Here is a 24,364-nt window from a genome sequence, read left to right as displayed (position 1 = left end):
TCTAGGCAGTGAGATTTTGGTAGTTGGCCAGGCGGTCGCCGATGACGGGGAATTCTTCGCGTACTTGCTTGGTGAGGGCGGGGTCGATGTCCAACAGGAGTACTGTTTCGCCTGCATCAGCCTCAGCGAGGACGTTGCCGGATGGGTCTACTACCCGGCTGTGGCCACCAAGTTCCACGTCGTCCTGGATGCCGGCGGCATTGCAGGCGATGACGAAGATTTGGTGCTCAACCGCCCTGGCGCTGGTCAGCAGCCGCCAGTGTTCCCTGCGGGCGGCTGGCCACGCGGCCGGAACAATGATGATTTCGGCGCCGCGTTTGCCCAGCTCCAGCCATAAGCCGGGGAAGCGCAGGTCGTAGCAGGTGATTCCGGCGGTTGCCCCGAAGGGGAGGTCCGCCACGGGCAGCGATGTCCCGGCCGTGAGCAGCTCTGCTTCCTTGGATTTGTAGCCGAAGACGTGGATCTTGCGGTAGGTGTGGACCACGCTGCCGTCCGGCCCGAGCAGGATGGACGTATTGCTGAGCCGTCCGTCCTCACCGGATTCCACGATGCTGCCGATGTGGAGGTACACGCCGAGGTCTTTGGCTACCCGGGAACACATGGACGCTGTTGGCCCGGCGACTGTTTCGGAGAGTTCGTGGTATTGGTCGAAGTGGAAATATCCGGCACTCCAGAGCTCGGGGAGCACGATCAGGTCCGCGCCATCGATGCTCCGCAGCAGGGCTTCCACTCGGTCGATGCGGTCCTGCTGGCTCTCGTTGTCCGGGCTTGCCACTTGCACGAGGGCGATTTTCATTCGACGTTCCTTACTTTGCGTTGCTGGGCGGATCGCTGACGGGCTGTTCATCCAGGTCGCTCAGCCGGAGATCCTTGGTTTCCTTGGCGAACATCACGGAGACCATGGAGATCACGCCCATTGCCGCAAGATAGATACCAATCGCGTAGCCGGTGCCGAAAGCCGTGTAGAGCGCCAAGGCGATGATCGGGGAGAGCGAGCCGGCAATCAGCGAGGCCAGGTTGTAGGCAACAGAGGTGCCGCTGTACCGGACATCCGTGGGGAAGAGCTCGGAGAAGAAGGCGCCTATCACTGAGCTGTATGCAGCGAAGATCAACAGGCCACCGACAGCGGCAGCGATGATGCCCCATGTCTGGCCGGTGTTGAGCAGGGCAAAGAAGGCGAAGGCCCAAATGATTGTGGCAATCGATGCGCCAATCATGATCGGCTTTCGGCCGACCTTGTCGGCGTACAGAGCCAGAACAGGAATGGCGACGACAGCCACGGCTTGGCCAATCATGACGGCGGTCAGACCGGACTGCCGCGGCTGGCCCATGATCTGGGTTACGTAAGTGATGATGAACAGCGAATAGATGTAAAAGCCGGCGTTCTCGCCCATGCGGCTACCTGTGGCAATGAGGATTTCGCGCCAGTTGCGACGGAACAGGATGGCAAGGGGCATTTTGCGTTCTGTAGCTGTCTCAGCTTCGCGTTTGCGCTGTGCTTCCTTGAACAGCGGGGTTTCCTGGACGTAGAGCCGCAGGACAAGTCCGATGATCACCAGTAGCGCGGACAGTCCGAAAGCGATGCGCCACCCCCAGGCCAGGAATTCGCTTTCAGGCATGGTGGCTGCCAGGACGGCCAGGACTCCCGCTGCCATAAGGTTGCCCAGCGGCGGGCCCATGTTTGGCCAGGAGGACCAGAAGGCTCTGCGTGCGCTGTCATTGCTGTGTTCCGAGACCAGGAGAACGGCGCCGCCCCATTCGCCCCCGAGGGCGAATCCCTGGATCAGACGCAAGAGCAGAAGCAGCAACGGTGCCGCGATGCCGATGGCGGCGTAGGCAGGGATGAAGGCAATGAGGGCGGTAGCGATTCCCATGAGCATGAGGCTTGCCACGAGTGTTGCGCGGCGGCCATGTTTGTCGCCCAGATGGCCCAGTACGATCGCACCGAGCGGACGAGCCAGAAAGCCTGCAGCGAACGTACCCAGAGCGAGCATAGTGCCCACCAGCGGATCGTCCGTTGGGAAGTAGAGCTTGTTGAAAACCAGGGCGGCTGCGGTGCCATAGAGGAAGAAGTCGTACCATTCGACGGCCGTTCCGGCCAAGCTCGAAGCAGCCACTACGGGCAGGCTTGAGTGCTTCTGCTGCCTAAGCTCTGCCTTTTTCAAATCGGTCATGATGGGATCCTTTTGCGGGTGGGGACGCAGGCCTTCCGGGAAGGGGGATGGCTCGTCTCCACGGAGATGGGGGTTCCATATCAGTGATTGGGATCACTACGGATTGACTGTAGACTAGTTGTATACAGCCTGTCTATAGCAAGCTGATTATTTGCAGCTCGTATACTGGGCTTCGCGAGAAAGGCTTTCCATGATCCAAGCAAGTCCCACTGCGCCTTCGCAGCCCGAGGTGGCGTACCAGTGGATGAAAAGCTACATCGCGGCGATACCGCGGGATGAGGAAACGTTCCTCAACGAGGCGGTCCTCGCCAAATCCACGGGAACGTCTCGAACTCCTGTTCGCGAAGCGCTCTTGCGGCTCGAGGCCGAGGGATTCGTTAAGCGCATCCCCCATAAGGGCGCCTACGTGCCTCCTATTTCCGACCCCGACGTGCGGGCCATCCTGCAGGCACGGTCAGTGGTGGAGAAATGGGCAGTCCTGATGCTCGATTCCATGCAGGACCATCAGATCGAAGCTTTTCAACGGATCATTGACCAACAGAGGGAGGCTCGGGATGACCCCGCCCGCTTTATTGAACTCGACACCGAGTTCCACACCCTCATGGTCCGTGCCGGAGCTAACCCGATCCTGGCAGACTTCTACGCTTCCCTCCGGCAGCGGCAGCTCAGGATTGGTGTTCGCGCAGTGACGCAGGGGACCGACCGTGCGGGGGACGTCCTCCGCGAACACCAATTGATCGTGGACGCTCTCCGAAGCAGAAGCATCGAGGCTGCCCACGCGGCCATCGATGCCCACCTCGACTCCACCCGGCAGGCTGTGATCGGGTACTAGTCCTCGCTGTGGATTTCCCGCTGCCTGGCGCTGAGCAGCTCAAGCTCGGGCCGGGCAGCGACGAACCGTTCCACGGCGTCGAGTACTTCCCTGAGGTGCCCGTGGTCCGGCGCCACTAGCGCCGCGCCAATCAATGCCCGGCGGTGCTGGTCCTGAAGCCCGGTCTCCGAGGCCGATACGTCAAAGCGCCGCTTCAGCTCCGCCACCACCGGGCGCACAAGCGAGCGCTTCTCCTTGAGGCTGTGAACATCGCCCAGCAGCACGTCGAATTCGACCCACCCAATCCACATACGCCCATTAAACAGGCGCAGGCGGCGATCTTGATCGAATCTTGAGGGAATGCCGCGAGGAGGTTGAGCGAGCCGGATCACACTGGAAGCACGATCATCCACGGGGGGAGACGAGCAGCATGGGCACACTGCGCGGCAGCACGGAAGAAACCTGCTTTGACAAGCATCCAGCCATGGTGGAGATTTGCGGGGGACCCAATGGCAGGAGCGAACCGTGATACTCGATGCGTTTTCCGCCAGGATGTCCCTCGGAGTCGTTACCCTCACGCTTTTCCTGCTGTTCTCGGCCTCCTACGGCAAGACCAGATCCCCTTACACGGGGTGGTGGGCACTGGCCCTCTTCGAATTCATGCTCGGCAATGCCGGCTTCCTGCTGAACGGAACTCCGCACCAGGTGTGGGCCAACCCCCTCGGCAACGTGCTGGTGGTAGCCGGTGCGTTCAGCATCTGGGCAGGCGCCAGGACCTTGCGTGACCTCAGGGCAGCCCCTTGGCTGCTCGCTTTGGGGCCCCTGGTTACGGGGGTCGCTTCCGCCCTGGAGGACCCGGCAAACAACATCTGGTCGGGTGGTGCAGTGTATCTGGCCATGATCACGGTTGGTGTTGGTTTGGCAGCCAGGGATCTCTGGCACTTCAAGCCCACCCATTCGGAAATCTCCAAGGCGATGTCAATGGTCGCCTGGTTCGCCACGTTGTACTTCTTCGCACGCTTCATCGTCTTTGTGACATTTGGTCCAGACAGTTCCTCGTTCCAAGGCTATTTCGGTGCAGGCCCCCTTGGCCTGGTGACCACTGTCCTGCTGGTCGCCGCCTCGTTCACCATGACGACGCTCAGCAACGATCAACTGATCAGGGGGCTCCGCGAACGTGCGAGCCGGGACCACCTCACCGGGCTCCTCAACCGCGGAACGTTCATGGACCTGGCCGCGGCGGAGCTCAAGCGCCTGCGCGGCGATGGTTCGAGTGTCGCCGTCGTCCTTGCCGACCTGGACCACTTCAAAGCCGTCAATGACGAACACGGCCACCGCGCGGGGGATGCAGCACTCAAGGCCTTCGCGGAGGCCTGCCGGGAAAGTGTCAGGTCGACGGACCTGGTGGGGCGCTACGGCGGGGAAGAGTTTGTTCTCTTCCTCCCCGGTGCCACGCAGAAAAGGGCAGAAGACATTGCCCTTGAAATAAGCAAACGGATGGCCACCATGGAAGTGCCCGGAGGCGGCGCTTTCCCCACGGTCAGCTACGGAGTCACATCCAGCACTCCAGCTACCGCAGACCTCACCTTCATGATCGAAGTTGCGGACGCAGCCCTTTACAGCGCCAAAGCGCAGGGCAGGAACCGGATTGTCGGAGCTAACCGCCTTGAGGCGGCAACTATCGCGGATGAGGCACGATCATGACCATCAACCAGCTGACCACCAAGATCCAGATCCAGCACAACCAGGAACTGGCCGCATTCCGGCAGGACATCACCAGCCCGCCCTATCAGGCCGGCACGTCCACCACCCTCAACACGGCCAGGCGCTCGGTGCGGATGAATCCCGTCCACTCCGTAGAGGATGCCAGCGCCAACCTGACCATCGTCGCAGATGTTCAGGGACTCGCCTGGCTCACGGCGGACAAGGGGCTGCAAGGAAGCTGCATCACTCTCTCGATCGCAGGCCACCGGCGCACCACGGGAACCCGGGTCCCGCTGCCCCTGGGGGAATGCGATGCATGGGTCGAAGCCATCCTCGGACGCTCCTGGCTGCACCAGGTCTACCGCGCCGGGACACCCGCGCAGCCTGACGGGAAGCTGGATATCGCTTCCTACCGTTTGTTCCTTGACGAACGGAACAACCCGGTCGCCAAGCCGAAGTCCGTGGTTGACGACACTTTGCGGTACCTGGACCTCTCTTGAAACAACCCCGCACGGCCGCGAGCGACCACCCGGAAACCGACCCTTTAACGGGCCTCGGCAATCGGCTGGTGCTCGAGGACGCCTTGCGGGATGCCCAGGCGGCCGCGTCAAACGGAACATCGCCGGCTGCCCTGCTGCTGCTGAACCTGGACGGGTTCAAAGCCGTCAAAAGCTCGGTTGGCCATGCCGCCGCGGACCTTATCCTGCAGACCGTCGCCTCGCGTATCAGGGCGGCAGTGCAGGAGAACGACGTCGTCACGCGCCTGGGCGGCGACGAGTTCGGGATTCTTCTGCCGGCAACACCGCTGGCCCGGGCCGTGGCCGCGGGGAACCGCATCCTGGCTGCGGTCGAACCCGAGATCGATCTCGGCAGTGCGAACGTGCGCTGCACAGCGAGCATGGGGTTGAGGACTGCCGATCCCAGCCGCACCCCTGCCGAGTTGCTGATGGAAGCAGACCTTGCCCTGGGGGAGTCCAAAGCCGAGGGCCGGAACAAGGTCAGGACATTCGATCCTGCCACCCTCCTGGCCCGCCAACTTGAACGCCAGATCGTCAGCGAACTGGGTCATGCCATCGAGTCGGACCAGCTTGTGCTCTTCTACCAGCCGATTGTGGAGCTGGCTACCGGCCGGCTCCAAGGCAGCGAGGCCTTGGTGCGGTGGAACCACCCCGAACGTGGACTCATCATGCCGGACAAATTCATTCCCGTTGCCGAGGCCACGGGTTTGATTGCGGAACTGGGCCGTTGGGTGCTGCGCAATTCCGTGGCCCAGCTTGCCGCGTGGCGGCGCGACCCGGCCACCGCACATCACGATTTCTCCATGCGGATCAACGTTTCGGCACCGGACCTGCAGAGCCTGGAGTTCGTCGATGATGTTCGGGAAGCCCTGTCCACGGCAGGCCTTCCGCCGGAGTCGCTGGTGCTGGAGCTGACAGAAAGCGCCATCATCCAGAACAACGAACTGGACCGCTACACGCTGATGAGCCTCCATAGGCTGGGTGTCGGCCTTGAAATAGATGACTTCGGCACCGGATACTCATCCATCGGCTACCTCCGCAAGCTCCCGGTGGACCACGTCAAAGTGGACCGGGAGTTTGTCCGCGACCTGGGCAAGGACGACACCCAGTTGCAGTTTCTCGCCGCCATCCAGAACGTGATCCGCTCCTGCGGACTGGACGGCATCTGGGAGGGAATAGAGACCGCCGAACAGGCCGAAGCGCTGCGGAGTATCGGTTGCACCAGCGGGCAGGGCTATTACTTTGGCCGCCCGGTTTCCGGGACCGAGTTCACGGCACAGCTGAAGCGGCAGGAAACCTGGCCCGCTTAAACACAAAACGCGGGACCACATGAGTGGTCCCGCGTTTTTAGGGTGCTAGCCGAAGTACTTCGGCAGAGTGCCTTCGTGGGCTTCGCGGAGTGCCTCCAAGGAGAGCTCGTCCACGCCGTTGATCTCCAGCTTTCCGCCGGCTGCGTCCACGACGCCGATCCGGAGGTGCGCGAAACCGCGGGCCGTGCACATGTCCTTGAAACGGACTTCCTCGGAGCGCGGAACGGATACGATCGCACGTGCCTGGGACTCGGAGAACAGCGCGGTGAAGAGGTCCACACCGTCGCGTTCCATGAGTTCTTCCAGCGCGATGCGGGCACCGACGCCGTAACGCAGCGAGGACTCCACGAGTGCGGCTGCGAGGCCACCTTCGGAGAGGTCGTGTGCGGCATCAACCATGCCGTCGCGGGACGCGTTGATGAGGATCTCACCAAGCTGGCGCTCAGCTGCAAGATCAACCTTCGGAGGCTGGCCACCGAGGTGTCCGCGCAGGTTGGACCATTCCGAACCATCCAGCTCGGCCGCGGTGGTGCCCAGCAGGTAGATGGCCTGCCCGTCCTCACGCCAGCCCGACGGCGTACGGCGGGCGACGTCGTCGAGCTTGCCCAGGACTGCCACCACGGGGGAGGGGTGGATGGGCGTTGTGCCGGTCTGGTTGTACAGGGAGACGTTGCCGCCGGTCACCGGGACGCCCAACTCCATGCAGGCATCGGAGAGGCCGCGAATGGCTTCGGCGAGCTGCCACATGACGTCCGGGTCCTCCGGGGAGCCGAAGTTCAGGCAGTCGCTCACAGCCATCGGAACGGCACCGGAAGTGGCGACGTTGCGGTAGGCCTCGGCCAGTGCCAACTGTGCGCCCTTGTAGGGGTCCAGGTAGGTGTAGCGGCCGTTGGCGTCGGTGGCCAGGGCCACGCCCAGGCCGGTTTCCTCGTCAACGCGGACCACGCCGGCGTCGTCCGGGAACGCCATGGCAGTGTTGCCGCCAACATAGCGGTCGTACTGCTTGGTGATCCAGGACTTGCTGCACATGTTCGGGGAGGAAACCAGCTCGGTGACCGCCGCTGCCAGCTCCGAGGGAGCGGACGGACGGTTGGCGTCTTCAACGGAACCCGTGAAGGCGTTGGCCTGGACCGAGTCCTGCCACTCCGGGCGGGCGAACGGACGGTCGTAGACCGGGCCGTCGTGCGCAACGGTACGGGGATCGACGTCGACGATTACTTCGCCTTCCCAGGTGATGATGAGGCGGCCTGTATCGGTCACTTCACCCAACCAGGAGTACTCCACGGCCCACTTGTCCATCACGGCCTCGAACGCTTCCACGTTCTCCGGCGTGACGATCGCCATCATGCGTTCCTGGGACTCGGACATGAGGATTTCGCCCGGGGTCAGCGTGGGGTCGCGCAGCAGGACGGACGTCAGCTCAACCTGCATGCCGCCGTCGCCGTTGGAAGCGAGCTCGGACGTCGCACAGGAGATGCCCGCGGCGCCGAGGTCCTGGATGCCCTCCACCAGGGAACCCTTGAAGAGTTCGAGGCAGCACTCGATGAGCACCTTCTCCGCGAAGGGGTCGCCAACCTGGACTGCGGGGCGCTTGGACGGCTTGGAGTCGTCGAAGGACTCGGAGGCAAGCACCGAGGCACCACCGATTCCGTCGCCACCGGTGCGGGCGCCGAAGAGGACAACCTTGTTGCCCTTGCCGGAGGCGTTGGCCAGGCGGATGTCCTCGTGGCGCATGACGCCCACAGCCAGCGCGTTCACCAACGGGTTGCCCTGGTAGACGGAGTCGAAGACCATTTCGCCGCCGATGTTCGGCAGGCCGAGGCAGTTGCCGTAGCCACCGATACCGGCAACGGCGCCGTGCATGACGCGCGCGGTGTCCGGGTGGTCGATTGCGCCGAAGCGGAGCGGATCCATGACGGCAACGGGGCGGGCACCCATGGAGATGATGTCGCGGACAATGCCGCCGATGCCGGTAGCAGCGCCCTGGTAGGGCTCAACGAACGACGGCGAGTTGTGGGACTCGATCTTGAACGTCACGGCCCAGCCGTCGCCGAGGTTGGTCACACCGGCGTTCTCGCCGATGCCCACCAGCATGTCCTTCTTCATTTCTTCCGTGACCTTCTCGCCGAACTGGCGGAGGTGGTTCTTGGAAGACTTGTAGGAGCAGTGCTCGCTCCACATGACCGAGTACATGGCCAGTTCGGCACCGGTGGGACGGCGGCCAAGGACCTTGACGATCTCGTCGAATTCGTTCTGCTTCAGGCCCAGTTCGGCCCACGGGAGTTCCGTGTCCGGGGTCTTGGCGGCGTTCTCAACGGTATCGATGTTGAACTTCTTGGTGGTTTCCGTGGTCACTTGTCGCCTCCCACAATCTTGGTCAGTACGGAGGTGAAGAAACCGAGTCCGTCGGTGTCGGACGCTGCTCCATCGAGTGCTTCCGGACCAAAGCCGGCCTCAACGGCGTGCTCGGGGTGCGGCATGAGGCCCACCACGTTGCCGGCGGCGTTGGAGATCCCGGCGATGTCACGGCGGGAGCCGTTCGGGTTGAAGCCCACGTAGCGGAACACGACGCGGCCCTCGGCTTCAAGGGCGTCGAGGGTCTTCTCGTCGGCGATGTACTGGCCGTCCTGGTTCTTCAGCGGCACAGTGATTTCCTGGCCCTGCCGGTAGTCCAGGGTCCAGGCGGTGTTGGCGTTTTCGACGCGCAGCACCTGGTCGCGGCAGATGAACTTCAGGTGGTCGTTCTTGATCATGGAGCCGGGCAGCAGGTGCGATTCGGTCAGGATCTGGAAACCATTGCAAATACCGAGGACCGGCAGCTTTGCGTCGGAGTTTGCTGCATCGATGATCTTGGACATCAGCGGCGCGAAACGCGAAATGGCGCCGGCGCGCAGGTAGTCGCCGTAGGAGAAACCGCCGGGAATGATGACGGCGTCAACGTCACCGAGGCTTTCGTCTGCGTGCCAAAGCGACACCGCCGTGCCGCCTGCAAGCCGGACTGCACGGGCGGCGTCGCGGTCGTCCAAGGTACCGGGGAAGGTGACGACGCCGATCTTGGCGCCTGCCAAGCGGGGTTCCGCGGCGACAGCCACGGCCTCGCCGATCAGGGGGATTGAAGTCATGTCAGGCCTCTACGACCTCTACGTTGACTACGTCTTCGATGACAGGGTTGGAGAGCAGAGTCTCGGCAGCTTCACGGGCCTGGGCCAGGATAGCGTCGGTCACCTCGCCGTCAACCGTCAGTTCGAAGCGCTTGCCCTGGCGGACTGCGCTGAAGCTGTTGAAGCCAAGGCGGGGCAGTGCACCCACAATGGCTTTCCCCTGGGGGTCCAGAATCTCGGGCTTGGGCATGACGTCAACGACGATCCGGGGCATCCGGTAACTCCTGTGCGTGAGTTGGGTGAACCTTTAAATAAGGCTGCCGCGGAGGGTGCCGTCTCACGCCGGTCAGCCGCGTTCGAACTGTGTCCTGAAAACGGTGTCCTGAAACGGTGTGGGGGCGCTCCGCGAGCTTGCACGTCTATCCTACCGGGAGTCGCGCGCATACCCTATTCAGCGCAATTGCGCGAGGAGCCCGGGCCGTTTCGGTGGAAATTCCCTGCGTTGGAGGGCCCGACGGCGGTATGGCAGCAGGTGCCGGGCGTCACTAAGATGGCGGCATGGCTGAGAAACCGAAGTCGATGGTGTTGGGCATTGTGGGTGCCGCGGTCTTTGCCGGGCTGGGGCGCATGGTCCTCCAAAAAATCAAGGCGGGCAAAGCTGCACGAAGCCAGCGGGTCACCACTGCCCTGGACAAGGAGACGCGGGAACGGATCAGCCGGGCGATCAGGACGCCAGGCAAATAATGTCCGTCCGCAGCACCGACGGCTTACGGGTGGCGCAGCGCGGTAATAGCGAACGTACAAATGCGCTAATGCAACGGGTTAAACCCCTGAATTCCGGAGTAGTTTAGGTCCTACACGCCGGTCCCTTGCCGGGGCCACCAAGACCCGACCAGGAGGAACAATGACGGACCACATTGCAGAAGTATCCGCCTGTAGCGTTGGCAGTTGCGGATTCAATCATGACGGATGCACGGCATTCGGCATCACCATCGGTGGCACTCAAGACCACGCTTCCTGCGCCACGTTCATTGACACGAACGCCATGGGCGGACTTCCGAAGGTCCTAGCCCACGTCGGGGCCTGCCAACGTTCCGAATGCGTGCATAACAACAACCTCATGTGCGAAGCACACGACGTGAAGGTGGGACCCGGCGCAGATTCCGCGGACTGCCTGACGTACGAGCACACGTGATCCTTCGACAAAAGAGCGGGTGCGCCCTTGCCGGACGCGCCCGCTCTTTTTTGCGTCAACGCAGGTTTGAATCAGCGAACCAGGTTCTTCAGCTCACGGCCCTCGCGGAGCGCTGCGATGTTCGACAATACAAGGGCTGACCCGCCCTTGGGCCGGTTCCCGGCGACATGCGGAGTGATGATCAAGTTGGGTGCGGACCATAGTTTCGAGCCCGCCGGCAGCGGCTCTGTCTTGGTGACGTCCACTGCCGCTGCGCGGAGGCGGCCATCACGAAGGGCGGTGAGCAGGGCGTCTTCGTCCACGGTGGCGCCGCGCCCTACATTCACGAACACAGCCGTATCCGGCAGGGCATTCAGAATCTCTTCGTTCAGCGAATTTTCCGTCTCGGGGGTGGCCGGGAGGATGGAAATCAGCACGTCCGTTGTGGCCAGGACCCTGGGGAGATCCCCGGTGGCGACCACGGGAAAGCCGTAGCGCTCGCCCGCAGAGTTTGCGACGCCGGTGACCTCCGCGCCCAGCGCGGCCAGCAGGGGAGCGAGGCGTCCTGCGATCGAGCCGAACCCCCAGATGGTGACCTTGGCGCCGTCGAGCGTGTAGAGCTGTTCTGTGGTCGGGGCGGACTGGGCCGCGTTGTACTCACGGTCCCAGTGTGCCGACTTCTGCCCTTCGAACAGCACGTCCAGTCGGCGTACCGCTGCCAGCACCAAAGCCAGCGCGTGTTCCGCCACCGGACCGTCGTGGAGCGAGCGGCCGGAGGTGACCTTCACGTTGTCCGGGAACCCGGCCGCGAGCACCGAATCGGGGCCGGCTGCCAAAGTCTGGACGAGCCGCAGGTTGGTGAGCCGCCGGGCAGCATCCTCAAGGTTGCCGCTGGTGTTTTGCCACGTCACCAGGACCTCGGCGTCAACGTGTTCGTCCGGGATGGGTTGATCCACCTGGTAGGAGGCGACTTCTTCGCCGGACGTTCCGAGGTCCAGCTCGATGGTATTTGGGACGAGGATCTTCAAGGCGGAACTCCGTTACTGCTCGTGGGTGATGGTCTTTGCTCTGGTGGAGGGCTTGTGCTCGACGTTAGCTGCTTGGCGGACAAAAAACCCGATTCATTGTCATCGCTAGCAATGTGACGACCAGCACTTTATGGTGGTAGGACGTTCGACGTGGCACGTAATACGAGGTATCTAGTCTGCGCGAATGATCCACCAGCACCTCCGCACTGAGCGGAAAGAGGAAGGAACAAGGATTTGAGATCCAACAGCACCGCCGCACCATCGCTAGTCCGAAGAGCCGCAACCGGCGCATTGACCTGCGCGGTCAGCATCGGCTTGCTGGCCGGTTTAGGCCTGCCCGCCCAGGCGGCCCCCGTCCCGCCCAGTTCGCCAACGCTCCCACCGGGCAGCTTCTCTGAAGTGAATCTCGCGGCCGACCGCACGGCGGCGAATTTCTTCTACCGGATTCCGGCCCTTACCTACCTGGGCAACAATGTGGTCCTTGCAGCGTGGGATGGCCGTCCGGGTTCGGCGGCAGACGCCCCGAATCCGAACTCGATCGTCCAGCGTCGAAGCACTGACGGAGGGAAGACCTGGGGGCCGGTCCAAGTGATCGCCGCAGGCCACGTCGCCGATGCCAGCGGCCCGAGATACGGCTACAGCGATCCCTCGTACATTTACGACGCCGAAGCCAACAAGGTCTTCGCCTTCTTTGTGTACTCGAAGGATCAGGGCTTCGGTGGCAGCCAGTTCGGCAACGACGACGCGGACCGGAACGTCATTTCCTCCGCCGTCATCGAGTCCTCCGATGCCGGCGTGACGTGGAGCCAGCCCCGCCTCATTACCAACGTCACCAAGCCGGGGACCAGCAAGACCAACCCGGTGGCCGGCGACGTCCGCTCCAACTTTGCCTCCTCCGGTGAAGGCATTCAGCTCAAATACGGCCCGCACAAGGGCCGCCTCATCCAGCAGTACGCCGGTGATGTCCGGCAAGCCGACGGAAGCAACAAGATCCAGGCCTACAGCGTCTATTCAGACGATCACGGCGCCACGTGGCACAAGGGTGCCAACGTAGGGGACCGGATGGACGAAAACAAGACTGTGGAACTCTCCGACGGTCGGGTCCTGCTCAACTCCCGGGACAACGCCAACCAGGGCTACCGAAAGGTGGCCGTCTCCACGGACGGCGGAGCCACGTACGGCCCTGTTAGCCAGGACACGGAATTGCCGGACCCTGCCAACAACGGTGCAATCGCCCGCATGTTCCCCAACGCGGCACAGGGCTCCGCAGACGCGAAGAAACTGATCTTCACCAACGCAAACTCCAAGACCGGCCGCGAAAACGTCTCAGCACGCGTCTCCTGCGACGACGGCGCAACCTGGCCGGGCGTCCGCACCATCCGTTCCGGCTTCTCGGCCTACTCAACAGTGACCCGGCTGGCGGACGGAAAATTCGGTGTCCTCTACGAGGGCAACTACACGGACAACATGCCCTTCGCCACCTTCGACGATGCTTGGTTGAACTACGTCTGCGCTCCCTTGTCAGTGCCGGCAGTCAACATCGCCCCGAGTGCAACGCAGCAGGTTCCGGTGACCGTCACCAACCAGGAAGCAACCACGCTTTCCGGTGCGACCGCAACTGTTTACACGCCGTCGGGGTGGTCTGCCACCACGGTGCCCGTGCCCGACGTCGCCCCCGGCGCGTCCGTCACCGTGACCGTTGCGCTGACCGCGCCGGCGGACGCCAGCGGCCCGCGGAGCCTCAACGCGGCATTCACGACGGCGGATGGCAGGGTCTCGCAGTCCACTTTCACCGCCACCACTCCCGTGGCTCCGCAAGTGGGCCTCATCATCACGGGCTCGGCACCTGCACGTGACGTAGCGGCCAACCCGTACCAGGCCGGTGACGTGCTGGGGTACACGCTCAACGTCAAGAGCACCGCGAATGTGGCGGCCAACTCCGTGCCGTTGACCGGAACGTTCGACTCCGGTTTCCTGCCTCCCGCGGCCCCCAACTGCCGCTATAACAACCTTGCGGCCGGAGCCAGCTACAACTGCACCACGGCCAAGCACACCATCACGGCCGCCGATATTGAGCGGGGCTACTTTGTTCCGGAGGCCACCTTCAGCATCACTTCAACCACGACGCCGTCAATCACCAAGACGGTGCAGTTCACCGGCGCTGCGGTCGCCCTGCGGGATGGTCTGCTTTCGGCAGACATCAGCGGTGCGCGCACCGACGTCGGACGCGACCTCGCAACCCGGCCGTACGCGGCAGGCGAGCTGGTTCCGTACGCCTTCACGGTCAAGAACACCAGCCCGTTCGTGGAACAGGTGGTTCCAACGGCCGGCAACTTCAGTCCGTTCCTTCCTGCCGGAGCCGGAAACTGCCGCTACCTGTCGCTCCCGGCGGGCCAGAGCTATGAGTGCGCAACGCCCCGTCACACGGTGACGGCTGAAGAAGTGGAACAGGGCTTCTTTGTTCCCGACACCACTTGGGAGGTCAGCGCAGCGGGCCAGAGCACCAAGGCGTATCGGATCAATGGGGGAGAAGTGGACCTGCTGGTCCGCGATGCCTCTATGTCCGCCACTGTGGTGGCGGAATGGAAGGACGCAGACGGAGACCGGTTCGCCAGTGCCGGAGACCCTGTAACGTTCACCTACACCGTGGGCAACGCTGGCAATGTAGCGTTGACGGGCCTTGAAGCGCCCGACGCCGGGATCTCGCTTCCCTTCCTTGCCGCCGGAGACACCGCCACGGCAACACGCGAGCACGTTCTGACCGCTGCTGATGTTGCTGCCGGATCGCTGGCTGCCTCGGCTTTTGAAGCCACGGCCCGCAACGGATCCAAGGAAGTGACCGCAGCTGCAGAAGGTCAGCCCCTGGAGCTGAAGCTGCAGCCGGTGCAGCCAAGCAACGAACCCGAACTGACCGTTCAGGACCTTGAGGACCAGACGCCGCCGTTCGATCTCGGCACGGCCTTCAAATACCGGACCGGACAGAAAGTGACCCTCGCCGGGCTTGAGTACGGTCAGTGGTACTACGTGTACCTCAACAAGACCGGCTACCGCCTTGGCTGGATCTTCCCCACTACCGGGGACACCGTGGAATTCATCCTGCCTCCCGACGTCAAGAACGGCCGGGATGACGTGGTGGTGCTGGACAAGGACGGCCGCCAGGTTTCCTTCGACCGGCTCCAAGTAACGCCGAAGGGGGAGAAGATCTAGCGTCCTGATGCTGGGGAGGATGGGCCCGATTGTGACAAGACAAAAACACAAAAATGTGCCTTATGTCATATGTCGCTCTCACTCTGTACTCTGTGACTCGGTTGGTAGTGCGCTTTTGACAGGAACTGTCAATGCCGCAACCGGCCCCCGTTTGAAAGGTCCAGGCGATGGCGCCCGGTCCTCCCCAGTGAAAGGTGCACTCACTCGTGAAATCCCAAGGAAAGAGCTTCGTCAGAAGCGAGGGCCTTCGGAGGGCGGCGGCCTTGGCTGTCGGTCTGCCGTTGCTGCTCTCTTCCATGGCGTTGCCGGCCCAGGCGGCTCCATCGGCGGAAAACGTTCCGGCTGTGGCCAAGAAGAACCTTGACCCTGCTGCCTATAAGGACGGCCGTTACATGGTGGTCCTCGCGGAGAAGCCTGCTGCGACCTACGACGGCGGCACGCCCGGCTTGGCGCCTACCAAACCGGAAGAGGGCAAGAAGTTAAAGACCGATAGCGCCGAAGTCAAGCAGTACCAGTCGCACCTGCAGCGCAAGCAACAGGAAATCGCGAAGCAGGAAAACATCAAGATCCAGCGCGACTTCACCACCGCTGTCAATGGCTTCAGCGCCAACCTCACGGCAGACCAGGCCATCAACCTGGCCAAGGACCCCGACGTCCTGCTGGTGGCGCCGGACACGCAACAGGCCCCTGACTACTCCACCACCGATTTCCTGAAGCTCAGCGGGCCCAATGGCACTTGGGCAACCCAATATGGCGGGGTGGACAACGCAGGAAAGGGCACCGTGGTTGGCGTCATCGACACCGGCTACACCCCCTCCAACCCGTTCTTCGCCGGCGAACCCGTAGGACCCCTCGTTGGCAACCCCCAAGTGGGCGTTCCCTACCGCACCGACGACGGCAAGATTGCGATGCTCAAGGCCGACGGAGACACCTTTGTAGGTGAGTGCCAGCCCGGTACCGGCACAGGCGCCGACTACGACGGCAGCGCCTGCAATTCCAAGGTCCTCAGCACCCACTACTTCGCGGACGCTTTCCTGGACACCGTTCCTCCGGAGAACCGCGCCCCCGAGGAACTTATTTCCCCCGTGGACGTGGACAGCCACGGCACCCACACCGCAAGCACGGCAGCCGGCAACGCCAACGTGGAGGCAACGGTTGACGGGCGCAGCTTCGGGGTCACCAGCGGCATAGCACCGGCCGCGAAACTCTCCATCTACAAGGTTTGCTGGGAAGACACCGACCCCTCCACGGGCGGCTGCTACGGATCGGCTTCCGTTGACGCGATCGAGCAGGCAATCCTGGACGGCGTGGACGTACTGAACTACTCCATTTCCGGCTCTGCCACGTCCACCACGGATCCTGTTTCCCTGGCGTTCCTTTCCGCCGCTTCGGCCGGCATCTATGTGGCCACGTCCGCCGGCAACTCCGGCCCGACGCCCAGCACCGTCAACCACGGAGCACCCTGGCTGACCACGGTAGCCGCGACGTCGTTCTCGCAGGAACTGCAGGGAACCGTGGAATTCTCCGATGGCAGTAAGTTCCGCGGAGCGAGCATCATGAACAAGGAGGTGACCGGTGCCGGCGTCGTGCTTTCCACCGATGCCGCCAGCGGCAACGGCGACGCTGCCCTCTGCGCTCCGAATTCGCTGGACCCGGCCAAGGTGGCGGAGAAGGTAGTTGTCTGCGACCGCGGCGTAGTTGACCGTACCGCCAAGAGCGCCGAAGTACTGCGTGCCGGCGGCGTGGGCATGATCCTTGTGAACCTGACTGCCTCCTCGCTGGACACCGACAAGCACGCGGTCCCCACCGTGCACGTCAACCCGCCGGCTACCGCCACCATCAAGGAGAAGGTCGCAGCCAACCCGGCCATCACCGTCTCCCTGCTGAACCGCGACACCACGGGCCTGCCGGCTGAAGCCCAGCCGCAAATTGCAGGGTTCTCCTCGCGCGGCCCGCTGCTGGCTACTGACTCCGACCTTTTGAAGCCGGATGTTTCCGCTCCGGGTGTCGCCATCCTGGCAGGCGTTTCCCCGATCGGAACCGGAGGGGACAACTTCGGCTTCCTGTCCGGTACGTCCATGGCCTCCCCGCACGTGGCAGGCTTCGGAGCCCTGATCCTGTCCAAGAACCCCACATGGTCCCCGGCAGCGGTCAAGTCCGCCATGATGACCACCGCAGGCCAAGTGAAGCTGGCCAACGGCGCTCCGAACACGGACGTCTTCGCAACCGGAGCCGGACAGGTGGACCCTGCCAAGGTCCTTTCGCCGGGCCTGGTCTACGACAACACCACGGAGGACTACCTCAAGTTCGTCCAGGGAACCGGGATGGACTTGGGCATCCCGGGCCTGGGCACCACGCAAGCCCGTGACATGAACGTGCCGTCCTTCGCGCTGGGCAACCTCGCCGGCAAGATCGAGGTCACCCGTACCGTCACGGCCCTGACGCCGGGACTGTACCGGGCAACGGTCAACGTTCCCGGAGTCGACGTCAAGGTCACCCCGTCCGTCCTCAACTTCAGCCGCGCCGGTGAGAAGCGGACGTTCAAGGTGAAGTTCGAGAACAAGAACGCAGAACCGGGCAAGTTCGCCATGGGTTCGCTTTCCTGGCAGGGCGCCAACAACACGGTGACCTCACCGATCGCAGTCCGCCCGCAGTCGGTGATCGTGGATAAGGCGCTGGCCTTCACCGGAACGGGCCCCAACGGCTCGGGAACCATCAACATCACTTCCGGTACCGACCTTCCGGTGGGCGTCACGGTTGATGGTCTGTCCAAGGCTGACTCCTCTGCCGTGGAACTGGTCCCTGGCCCCTTTGCAGGCGAGAGCAACGAGTCCAACTTCGTCAAGAAGGTGACCGTGGGTGAAGGACGTGCCCTGGCCAAGTTCTCGGTGATCTCCTCCGACGAGGCCGCAGACTTCGACATGCTGGTCCTGACACCCTCCGGGCAGCAGCTCCCGTCCGCCACGGCTTCGGCGAGCGAATCGGTCACCGTGCCCAACCCCGCACCCGGCGACTACTTCATCTTCGCCAACCTGTATGCGAGCCCCAACAACCAGCCCACCAAGGCAACCGTTGATGCGGCCGTCCTCGGTGCAAACGAAGGCAACGCATCGGTGACCCCCAACCCGATCAAGCTGGCCAACGGCAAGAAGGGCACCATTGCGCTCAACTGGGAGAAGCTGCAGCCCGGCTCCTACATCGGCCGACTGACCTTCGCTGGTACCAGCGAGCCCAGCTTCGTCACGGTAGTGGTGAACCCGGGTGGGGCAGTAGTTGTTCCTGACAACGAGAATCCCGGGAAGGACAAGAAGCACCGCGGCAAGATCCGCGGCGATGAGCCGACGCAGGAGAACAACGCCGGCTAGTCCGTGTTCCTTTCTGTAACAACAGTGGCCGGTGGGTTTTCCCACCGGCCACTGTTGCTTCGGGGACCACCGATTGGTGGTTGGGCAGCGTTTTTTCGTTGCCGGTCTATTGGCCCGCCGCCATCACTGGGCCGTGACGCGCTTGTGCTGCTCAGCGCCGGTGGCGTGCTCGCAGGACATCAGCAATTGCAGCGCTTCTGCCGCGGGCGTACCCGGGTCTGCGGCGTACATGAGGACGCGGTGGCCGGATTGATCGGGCGGAGACAGGACTTCGAAGTTGAGTTCAATATTGCCAACCTCGGGATGGTGCATGTACTTCACACCGGACATGCAGTTCTCCACGGGATGGCGGGCCCACAGGCTGGCAAACTCCTGGCTGTTCATGACCAACTCCCCAACCAGCGAGGCAAGTTCCGGATCATCGGTGGCGCGGCCGGCTACCAGCCGCAGCGAAGAAACAGCACGTGTGGCCTCCTCCTGCCAGCGTGTATAGAGCTCACGGGTGTGACGGTCCAGGAACAGCAGCCGCGTCATGTTGGGGCGCGTGGATGGAGTGTCAGGCGAGGCGAAATCCAGGTGGCCGGCCACCAGCCTGTGGCCGATGCGGTTCCACGCCAGGACCTCGCTGCGGCGTCCAAGGACGACGGCGGGAGTGGCGGCCATCGACTGGATGAGCCGGAGTGTGCCTGGCCGGACCTTGTCCGGCTTGGTCAGGGCCCGCCGCTTGGTTGTTCCGGGCCGGGCGAGGTTGAAAAGATGTGCGCGCTCGTCGGTGTTTAGGTTCAAAGCCCGGGCGATGGCGTCGATCACAGCCTCTGACGCATTATTGCTGAGTCCCTGCTCCAGGCGGGTGTAGTAGGTGCTGCTGACACCGGCCAACATCGCCAGCTCTTCCCTGCGCAGGCCCGGTACGCGACGGATGCCGTAGTTCAGCAGGCCGACGTCCTCCGGCTGTAAGGCAGCTCTTCGGACGCGAAGGAACTCCCCAAGTTCACTTGGATTACTCATGCGCCCATTCTGCCGGTGTCGTGGAACGTTGTCCTGTCACTGCCAGTGGTAGGCAGAAGGGGGTGTGGTTGATGCCGCGGGATTGGATGAACGTGGAGTTGTGAAGATGCCGTCCACGGGCGGCTGAACCTCCAAAAGAAGGACCTTTCCCATGACAACGCAACCCGATGTCAGCACGGAACCCGGTGTTCCACCCTTGACTCAAGAAGTCCGGACGCCCGTCCAGGCAGTAACCCAGGCTCCGGCGCGTATGAACGGCCGTCAAAGGCTGGCACTCATTGTCCTGCTGGCGGCGAGTTTTACCTTGGCCGTCGACTTTTCCATCCTCAACGTTGCCCTCCCGGCCATCGGCGCCGACGTTGGATTCAGCCTGGAGAACCTGCAGTGGATAGCTACGGCGTTCGCGCTGTGCGCTGCCGGGTTGACGCTCCTGTTTGGCCGCGTGGCAGACATTGCGGGGCGTCGCAGGATGTTCATCATCGGCATGGCTTTGCTGGGAGCTGCGTCGCTGGCCGGTGGCCTGGCTGCCGATCCCGCACTGCTGTTGATAGCCCGCGTGGGTCAAGGCATTGCGACGGCGATAGTCGTCCCTGCTGCGCTGTCGTTGCTCCTGGCCTCGTTCCCCGAAGGTCCGCTGCGGGACAAGGCCTTGGGGCTCAACGGTTCCCTGATGGCCGCGGGCTTTACAACCGGCGCCATCCTTGGCGGGCTCCTGACCGATCTGCTCAGCTGGCGCTGGGCCTTCTTCATCAACGTCCCGGTCGCCGTCGCGGTTCTCATCATCGCCCCGATCGTGCTCAGTGAGAGCAAGCCCGCTACCAAACTGAAGCTCGACGTCCCCGGGGCCATCACGGTGACCCTGGGCCTTTTGGCGCTCGTCTTCGGCTCGACCAACGCCGCCGAACATTCCTGGACCGATCCGTTGACTTTGGGGTCGCTCGCCGCAGCCGTGGTGCTGTTCGTGGCTTTCGTGGCGGTGGAACGCAAGGCGCCGTCCCCGTTGGTTCCCCTGGAGATCTTGAAGCGCTCCACAGTCGCCTGGGGAAACATCGCCGGCATTCTTGCCTTCGTCACCGAGACGTCCCTGGTATTCCTGCTGACCCTGTACTTGCAGCAAGTGCTCGGGTACACCCCGCTTGGCCCCGGTCTTGCCTTCGCAGTCCTCGGCCTCGGCACAGTGCTCGGTGGAGTTCTTGGCCCCAAGGTCATCGGAAAGATCGGCAACAAGAAGGCCATTGTTTACGGATTCATTGTCCAAGCCATCGCCACCGGCGCGCTTGTGCTGCTCAGCGAACACCCGGCTTCGATTGCTCTGCTTCTGATTGCCACGTTCATCGGTGGTGTGGCAAACCTCGTCGTTATTGTTGGTTTCATGGTCACCGCCACATCTGGCTTGCCTGATGGAGAGCAAGGCCTGGCTACGGGGTTGGCAACAATGAGCCAGCAAATCGGCATCACCATGGGTATTCCGATCATGAGCGCGATCTTCACCGCACAGATCCTAGCCATCGGAAACAACGCCGCTCCGGCCGTCCTCAGCGGTGTCACAACGGCAATCTGGGTGAACGCAGGCCTGTGCCTGGCCACGGCTCTGGCAGTGGGCTTGTTCCTCCGCCGGCCGGTCGCCCTACGCGGCGCCCGTTGAGCCCCCGAGGCCGCCGAACAAGGGAGCCAGGCTGCGCCACCGGGCGATTTCGCAGCCGTCGGTCCGGCTGAACTGGCTGTTGACCTGCCGTCCGCGGAACATCCCCTCCACAACTGCGATCTGCGGTCCACCGTACTGCTGCGTGCAGATCCGGTCCGGACGCGGTACCGGGAAGAAGGCCTCCTCGCCGAACTGTTCGACGGCGGCAAGTGCCGCACGCGCGTCCGGCAAGTTGGATTGCACCGAACCTTCGTCCGGGGAGAGGACACCGTCAACGGAACGGAGGCGGAACATCCTCGGCTCCGCGCCGGGTGCCTCGGTCAGCGTTACGGTCAGGTCGACGTCGTATTCGGTCTTTTCGGAAGAAACCATGGTTACCTTTCGCTGGTGCGGCGGGTGCTTCAGGCGTTGGCCGGCAGGGCCTCCAGTAACGGACCCACCGACTCAAGCACGCGGGCCCTCAACTTCTGCGACTCGGCTGCGAAAGCCCGCTGGTACTCAACGTACTCGGCTTTGCCCTCCGGCGTCTCAATCCTGATGGGCGGGTAGCCCCATTCTTCGAGGTCGTAGGGCGAAGCCTGCATGTCCATGGCCCTGATCCGCCAGGACAATTCGAAACAGTCCATCACCAGCTCGCTGGGTAGCGCGGGAACAAGCTTGTAGGCCCACTTGTAGAGATCCATGTTGGCGTGGAGGCAGCCGGGCTGCTCCATGGTCCGCTGGTTCTCCCTCGTAGGAGCGAGCTCATTGAGGGGGACAGCGTCCGGCGTGTAAAAGCGGAAGGCGTCAAAGTGGGAGCAGCGGATGCGGTTCTTTTCCACCACGGCATCCGTCCCTTCCCCGCCGAGCCTGAGCTGAAGGTACTCATGGCGCAGTTCGAACTTTTCCTGCCTGTACACCATGGCCCACTCGTGCAGCCCAAAGCAGCCGAACTGGGCGGGCCGCATCGCGGTGCCCTTGAGGATGATCCCGGCGAAGCGAACAGCTTCCGCGCGCTGGTCCAGGAACGGCTCGCGGTGGAAAGCTACCGCAGGCGTCCCGGGCGCCAGTCCGACGGCGGCCAGTTGGCCGTCGTCGAGCCTGTGATAGAACTTCCAGTCAGCGCGTTCCAGTGCGCGCTCCCCGCTGAGCACCACGCCGTCCCCGGGGTGCCAGCGCAGCAGTTGCCCGGGCTTCTGCGTGTAATACGTGAAGAGAAAGTCCTCCACGGGGTGCTTCTGCCCGGCGGAACGGCGGGCGAGGTAGGGGTCGGCGTAGCGGGCGACGCGCGCGTGATGGGCAGCCTCCAGCCCGAGCCACTGCTCCTGGGGGAGGTGCTGAAGCCTAGGCTGCACCACCACTGGCACCCAGGATGCTGCTGGCGGCGTCCCACAGGGCAATCTGGCAGCCGTCGGTCCTGCTGAACTTCGCGTCCACCTCGGTGCCGTCAACGGCGCCCGTCACGGTGGCCGTCTCCGGGCCGCCGAACTGCATGGTGCAGGCCTGGTCGGTCTTCACCGCCGCGGGGTTGAGCAGCCCAGGATAGTTCTTCAGGACCTCGCAGGCAGCAGCCGCAGTGGGATGATTGCTCTCCGCCGCAGGGACCCCTCCCTGGCACACCAAGGTGTAATTCTTCGGGGCAGCGTCAGCAGACGCCAGGAAGGTAATGGACAGCTCCGCGTTGCCTTGGCCCGGAGTAGGCGTGGTGGCGGGAAGGCTGGGGTTGGGCGAAGTATCGCCGGGGCCAAGGGTGGTGGGAACCTGCGTGGGCGTTGCCCCTGTAGTAGCCGACGACGACGGCGACGGGCTGCTGCTGGCGGTGGCGCTGCTTGACGTGGCGCTGCTGCTTGAAGTGGCGTCCGGCGCAGGGCCGCCGGTGCAGGCGGCCAGTGCGGCGACAGTCAGTACTGCGAGGGCGGACCGAACGAATCGCATGCGCATTGAATCTCCTTGGTTGCTGCCATTTTACGCGGTCCCCCGGTTTTGGACGCCGGGTGTTGTACCTGCCGGAATCTGGGGCGTTTATCCGTCTCACCCGACTTATCCGACCTTGACTCCGCTTATCCGACCTTAACTCCGCGTTGTGTGGCCCCGATCAGGCCCGTCATGGCTTGGTGCAGTTCGGCCACTTCTTCGCGGCTTAGCTGCAGGCGCTCGCGGATCTGCCCGGGAACGGCAGTTGCCTGTTCACGGAGGGCCGCGCCCTTCGCCGTGAGGGTGATGGCGAGGGCGCGCTCATTGCCTTGGACTCGTTCCCTTGTCACAAGGTCCGCTTCCTCCAAGCGGCGGATAAGCGGTGAAAGGGTGGCGGGCTCGTGGAGGAGGGCATCGCTGAGGTCCTTGAGGGTGCGGGGACTCCGCTCCCACAGGGCCAGCATCACCAGGTACTGCGGATGCGTGAGCCCGAGCCTCTCCAGAACGGGCTTGTAAATCCCCACGACGCTGCGGGATGCCACGGTCAGGGCGAAGCAGAGTTGGCGTTCAAGAAGGAGATCGTCGGCTTGATCGTTAATGGCGGTTCCACTGGCTGTGGTCATGGCTTCCTTCCCGGGCTGTGGGCGTGGCTCGATCCGGCGGACGTGCGTCGCCGGTAACCCCGCAGCCAATTAGTTAGTGCGCTAATTATTAGCCTACTATGGAGGTATTGATCCGTTGAAACAAGGAGTCGATCGCCGGTGGCCAAGGAATCATTCGCCCAGAAGTTCATGCGTGCAACTGGCAGGCTGCGGGTTATCTTTGGCCCCGCGCACAGCAGCTCCATCGATCATGAGATGACCGAGGCCAACCGCCGGCTGTTGGTCCAGCGCCAGGCAGAGACGCAGCAGTGGGAAACCGTGCGGCGGGCCGACGGCAGCACCTACGTGGTTCCCCGCAACCCGGACGACAAGTCTCTGCGCTAAACCTTCGGCGCCCTCCCCGCGAGATGGCATTTGATGGCAGTCCGGGCGGGGAACATTGCGATTAAATGCCAACTCGCGGACTGACCATTGTGGCTCTCCGGGCGTAAAATTGCCTCACTGGAACGGCGCGCACCGGCCCTGCCGTTTTTCTTTCTCCTGCGGAAAGGGGGTGGAAGAAAATGGGACGCAAATTGGAAGGCTTCCAGCACGTAACCGAACGGCTGCAGTCCGTTTTTGGACCGGCCACTCATGGTTATACGGACGCTCCTGTGGTGCACAAGCACGATGACTTTGAGCTCGCCTCGGAAGAGGACCTGAAGCATTTTGACGTTGAGACTGACTCCGAAGGGCATCACTACGCTGTCCGGAACAACGATCCGGGCCCTACATCCACCGATTACAGCATTTAGGGCTGAGGCTGGGCCGGGGTTCAGCTCCGG

Annotated in this window: 23 protein-coding genes; 11 read left to right on the top strand and 12 right to left on the bottom strand. The window is 63.2% G+C overall.

The features are described from left to right. Nucleotide 1: 1 nt before the first annotated feature. Nucleotides 2–796 (bottom strand): carbon-nitrogen family hydrolase, encoded by a 795-nt coding sequence (locus OCL88_RS11575; RefSeq protein ID WP_264962600.1) that lies wholly within the window; start codon nt 794–796, stop codon nt 2–4. A gap of 10 nt (nt 797–806) precedes the next feature. Beyond that, nucleotides 807–2,174: an MFS transporter gene (locus tag OCL88_RS11570; RefSeq protein WP_264962599.1), complete on the bottom strand. Its 1,368-nt coding sequence runs from the start codon at nt 2,172–2,174 to the stop codon at nt 807–809. A 190-nt stretch (nt 2,175–2,364) separates the two neighbouring features. On the opposite strand from OCL88_RS11570, the gene OCL88_RS11565 reads away from it, so the two are divergent. After that, nucleotides 2,365–3,006 (top strand): GntR family transcriptional regulator, encoded by a 642-nt coding sequence (locus OCL88_RS11565; RefSeq protein ID WP_264962598.1) that lies wholly within the window; start codon nt 2,365–2,367, stop codon nt 3,004–3,006. Here OCL88_RS11565 and OCL88_RS11560 read toward each other — a convergent pair. Continuing rightward, entirely contained in the window at nt 3,003–3,296 is a 294-nt protein-coding gene (locus OCL88_RS11560; protein WP_021471679.1) for a DUF503 domain-containing protein, read from the bottom strand. The genes OCL88_RS11565 and OCL88_RS11560 overlap by 4 nt on opposite strands. A 214-nt stretch (nt 3,297–3,510) precedes the next feature. Here OCL88_RS11560 and OCL88_RS11555 point away from each other — a divergent pair, with 214 nt between their 5' ends. The 3 genes from OCL88_RS11555 to OCL88_RS11545 are packed head-to-tail and all read left to right on the top strand — an operon-like array spanning nt 3,511 to nt 6,517. After that, nucleotides 3,511–4,689, top strand: coding sequence for a GGDEF domain-containing protein (locus tag OCL88_RS11555; protein ID WP_264962597.1), 1,179 nt, complete (start codon nt 3,511–3,513; stop codon nt 4,687–4,689). Beyond that, on the top strand, nt 4,686–5,189 hold the full coding sequence (locus OCL88_RS11550) for a hypothetical protein (RefSeq protein ID WP_201434189.1): 504 nt from the start codon (nt 4,686–4,688) through the stop codon (nt 5,187–5,189). The genes OCL88_RS11555 and OCL88_RS11550 overlap by 4 nt, the downstream gene beginning before the upstream one ends. After that, nucleotides 5,186–6,517 carry a putative bifunctional diguanylate cyclase/phosphodiesterase gene (locus OCL88_RS11545; RefSeq protein WP_264962596.1) on the top strand — a complete coding sequence of 444 codons (1,332 nt, stop codon included), beginning with the start codon at nt 5,186–5,188 and terminating at the stop codon, nt 6,515–6,517. Before OCL88_RS11550 ends, OCL88_RS11545 begins: the two co-directional genes overlap by 4 nt. Before the next feature lie 45 nt (nt 6,518–6,562). Here the strand turns inward: OCL88_RS11545 and purL are convergent, their stop codons facing one another. The 3 genes from purL to purS are packed head-to-tail and all read right to left on the bottom strand — an operon-like array spanning nt 6,563 to nt 9,892. Further along, a complete protein-coding gene (gene purL / locus OCL88_RS11540) occupies nt 6,563–8,872 on the bottom strand; it encodes a phosphoribosylformylglycinamidine synthase subunit PurL (RefSeq protein ID WP_021471675.1) in 2,310 nt (769 codons plus the stop codon). Continuing rightward, a complete protein-coding gene (gene purQ, locus OCL88_RS11535; RefSeq protein WP_264962595.1) occupies nt 8,869–9,639 on the bottom strand; it encodes a phosphoribosylformylglycinamidine synthase subunit PurQ in 771 nt (256 codons plus the stop codon). Before purQ ends, purL begins: the two co-directional genes overlap by 4 nt. Before the next feature lies 1 nt (nt 9,640). After that, nucleotides 9,641–9,892 carry a phosphoribosylformylglycinamidine synthase subunit PurS gene (purS, locus tag OCL88_RS11530; protein WP_011773385.1) on the bottom strand — a complete coding sequence of 84 codons (252 nt, stop codon included), beginning with the start codon at nt 9,890–9,892 and terminating at the stop codon, nt 9,641–9,643. A gap of 284 nt (nt 9,893–10,176) precedes the next feature. On the opposite strand from purS, the gene OCL88_RS11525 reads away from it, so the two are divergent. Next, complete coding sequence (locus OCL88_RS11525; RefSeq protein WP_264962594.1) at nt 10,177–10,362, top strand: hypothetical protein; 186 nt, start codon at nt 10,177–10,179, stop codon at nt 10,360–10,362. A 160-nt stretch (nt 10,363–10,522) separates the two neighbouring features. After that, nucleotides 10,523–10,813, top strand: coding sequence for a DUF1540 domain-containing protein (locus OCL88_RS11520; protein ID WP_021471672.1), 291 nt, complete (start codon nt 10,523–10,525; stop codon nt 10,811–10,813). 71 nt (nt 10,814–10,884) lie between these two features. On the opposite strand, the gene OCL88_RS11515 is transcribed toward OCL88_RS11520, so the two are convergent. Further along, nucleotides 10,885–11,820 (bottom strand): phosphoglycerate dehydrogenase, encoded by a 936-nt coding sequence (locus OCL88_RS11515; protein ID WP_264962593.1) that lies wholly within the window; start codon nt 11,818–11,820, stop codon nt 10,885–10,887. Between the two features lie 234 nt (nt 11,821–12,054). On the opposite strand from OCL88_RS11515, the gene OCL88_RS11510 reads away from it, so the two are divergent. Continuing rightward, on the top strand, nt 12,055–15,027 hold the full coding sequence (locus OCL88_RS11510; protein ID WP_410868782.1) for an exo-alpha-sialidase: 2,973 nt from the start codon (nt 12,055–12,057) through the stop codon (nt 15,025–15,027). 206 nt (nt 15,028–15,233) lie between these two features. Continuing rightward, a complete protein-coding gene (locus tag OCL88_RS11505) occupies nt 15,234–18,392 on the top strand; it encodes a S8 family serine peptidase (protein ID WP_413775460.1) in 3,159 nt (1,052 codons plus the stop codon). 123 nt (nt 18,393–18,515) lie between these two features. Here the strand turns inward: OCL88_RS11505 and OCL88_RS11500 are convergent, their stop codons facing one another. Continuing rightward, nucleotides 18,516–19,400, bottom strand: a complete 885-nt coding sequence (locus OCL88_RS11500) for a helix-turn-helix transcriptional regulator (protein ID WP_264962592.1) — start codon at nt 19,398–19,400, stop codon at nt 18,516–18,518. 250 nt (nt 19,401–19,650) lie between these two features. Here OCL88_RS11500 and OCL88_RS11495 point away from each other — a divergent pair, with 250 nt between their 5' ends. Beyond that, nucleotides 19,651–21,045, top strand: a complete 1,395-nt coding sequence (locus tag OCL88_RS11495; protein ID WP_264962613.1) for an MFS transporter — start codon at nt 19,651–19,653, stop codon at nt 21,043–21,045. Here the strand turns inward: OCL88_RS11495 and OCL88_RS11490 are convergent. The 4 genes from OCL88_RS11490 to OCL88_RS11475 form a co-directional block, all read right to left on the bottom strand. Beyond that, nucleotides 21,028–21,417, bottom strand: a complete 390-nt coding sequence (locus OCL88_RS11490; protein WP_264962591.1) for a serine protease inhibitor — start codon at nt 21,415–21,417, stop codon at nt 21,028–21,030. The two genes, OCL88_RS11495 and OCL88_RS11490, sit on opposite strands and share 18 nt — an antisense overlap. 29 nt (nt 21,418–21,446) lie before the next feature. Continuing rightward, entirely contained in the window at nt 21,447–22,382 is a 936-nt protein-coding gene (locus tag OCL88_RS11485) for a 3-methyladenine DNA glycosylase (protein WP_264962590.1), read from the bottom strand. Further along, on the bottom strand, nt 22,369–22,959 hold the full coding sequence (locus OCL88_RS11480) for an SSI family serine proteinase inhibitor (RefSeq protein ID WP_319951652.1): 591 nt from the start codon (nt 22,957–22,959) through the stop codon (nt 22,369–22,371). The genes OCL88_RS11485 and OCL88_RS11480 overlap by 14 nt, the downstream gene beginning before the upstream one ends. Before the next feature lie 125 nt (nt 22,960–23,084). Next, the gene (locus OCL88_RS11475) at nt 23,085–23,561 is read right to left on the bottom strand and encodes a MarR family winged helix-turn-helix transcriptional regulator (protein WP_264962588.1); all 477 of its coding nucleotides are present in this window, start codon (nt 23,559–23,561) and stop codon (nt 23,085–23,087) included. A 138-nt stretch (nt 23,562–23,699) separates the two neighbouring features. Here OCL88_RS11475 and OCL88_RS11470 point away from each other — a divergent pair, with 138 nt between their 5' ends. Both OCL88_RS11470 and OCL88_RS11465 read left to right on the top strand, forming a co-directional pair. Next, complete coding sequence (locus OCL88_RS11470; RefSeq protein WP_264962587.1) at nt 23,700–23,924, top strand: hypothetical protein; 225 nt, start codon at nt 23,700–23,702, stop codon at nt 23,922–23,924. Between the two features lie 179 nt (nt 23,925–24,103). Continuing rightward, nucleotides 24,104–24,334 (top strand): hypothetical protein, encoded by a 231-nt coding sequence (locus tag OCL88_RS11465; protein WP_264962586.1) that lies wholly within the window; start codon nt 24,104–24,106, stop codon nt 24,332–24,334. Nucleotides 24,335–24,364: the final 30 nt, after the last annotated feature.

The sequence above is a fragment of the Paenarthrobacter sp. PAE-2 genome (assembly GCF_026013155.1).
Classification (GTDB): domain Bacteria; phylum Actinomycetota; class Actinomycetes; order Actinomycetales; family Micrococcaceae; genus Arthrobacter; species Arthrobacter ureafaciens.
Note: the sequence above shows the minus strand (reverse complement) of the source record. Positions and strands in the feature narration are given on the sequence as shown.

Excerpts from the sequence above, each read along its gene's own strand:
- OCL88_RS11575 (WP_264962600.1), bottom strand. The coding sequence starts at position 796 with ATGAAAATCGCCCTCGTGCAAGTGGCAAGCCCGGACAACGAGAGCCAG.
- OCL88_RS11570 (WP_264962599.1), bottom strand. The coding sequence starts at position 2,174 with ATGACCGATTTGAAAAAGGCAGAGCTTAGGCAGCAGAAGCACTCAAGC.
- OCL88_RS11565 (WP_264962598.1), top strand. The coding sequence starts at position 2,365 with ATGATCCAAGCAAGTCCCACTGCGCCTTCGCAGCCCGAGGTGGCGTAC.
- OCL88_RS11560 (WP_021471679.1), bottom strand. The coding sequence starts at position 3,296 with ATGTGGATTGGGTGGGTCGAATTCGACGTGCTGCTGGGCGATGTTCAC.
- OCL88_RS11550 (WP_201434189.1), top strand. The coding sequence starts at position 4,686 with ATGACCATCAACCAGCTGACCACCAAGATCCAGATCCAGCACAACCAG.
- purQ (WP_264962595.1), bottom strand. The coding sequence starts at position 9,639 with ATGACTTCAATCCCCCTGATCGGCGAGGCCGTGGCTGTCGCCGCGGAA.
- purS (WP_011773385.1), bottom strand. The coding sequence starts at position 9,892 with ATGCCCCGGATCGTCGTTGACGTCATGCCCAAGCCCGAGATTCTGGAC.
- OCL88_RS11525 (WP_264962594.1), top strand. The coding sequence starts at position 10,177 with ATGGCTGAGAAACCGAAGTCGATGGTGTTGGGCATTGTGGGTGCCGCG.
- OCL88_RS11520 (WP_021471672.1), top strand. The coding sequence starts at position 10,523 with ATGACGGACCACATTGCAGAAGTATCCGCCTGTAGCGTTGGCAGTTGC.
- OCL88_RS11500 (WP_264962592.1), bottom strand. The coding sequence starts at position 19,400 with ATGAGTAATCCAAGTGAACTTGGGGAGTTCCTTCGCGTCCGAAGAGCT.
- OCL88_RS11495 (WP_264962613.1), top strand. The coding sequence starts at position 19,651 with ATGAACGGCCGTCAAAGGCTGGCACTCATTGTCCTGCTGGCGGCGAGT.
- OCL88_RS11490 (WP_264962591.1), bottom strand. The coding sequence starts at position 21,417 with ATGGTTTCTTCCGAAAAGACCGAATACGACGTCGACCTGACCGTAACG.
- OCL88_RS11480 (WP_319951652.1), bottom strand. The coding sequence starts at position 22,959 with ATGCGATTCGTTCGGTCCGCCCTCGCAGTACTGACTGTCGCCGCACTG.
- OCL88_RS11475 (WP_264962588.1), bottom strand. The coding sequence starts at position 23,561 with ATGACCACAGCCAGTGGAACCGCCATTAACGATCAAGCCGACGATCTC.
- OCL88_RS11465 (WP_264962586.1), top strand. The coding sequence starts at position 24,104 with ATGGGACGCAAATTGGAAGGCTTCCAGCACGTAACCGAACGGCTGCAG.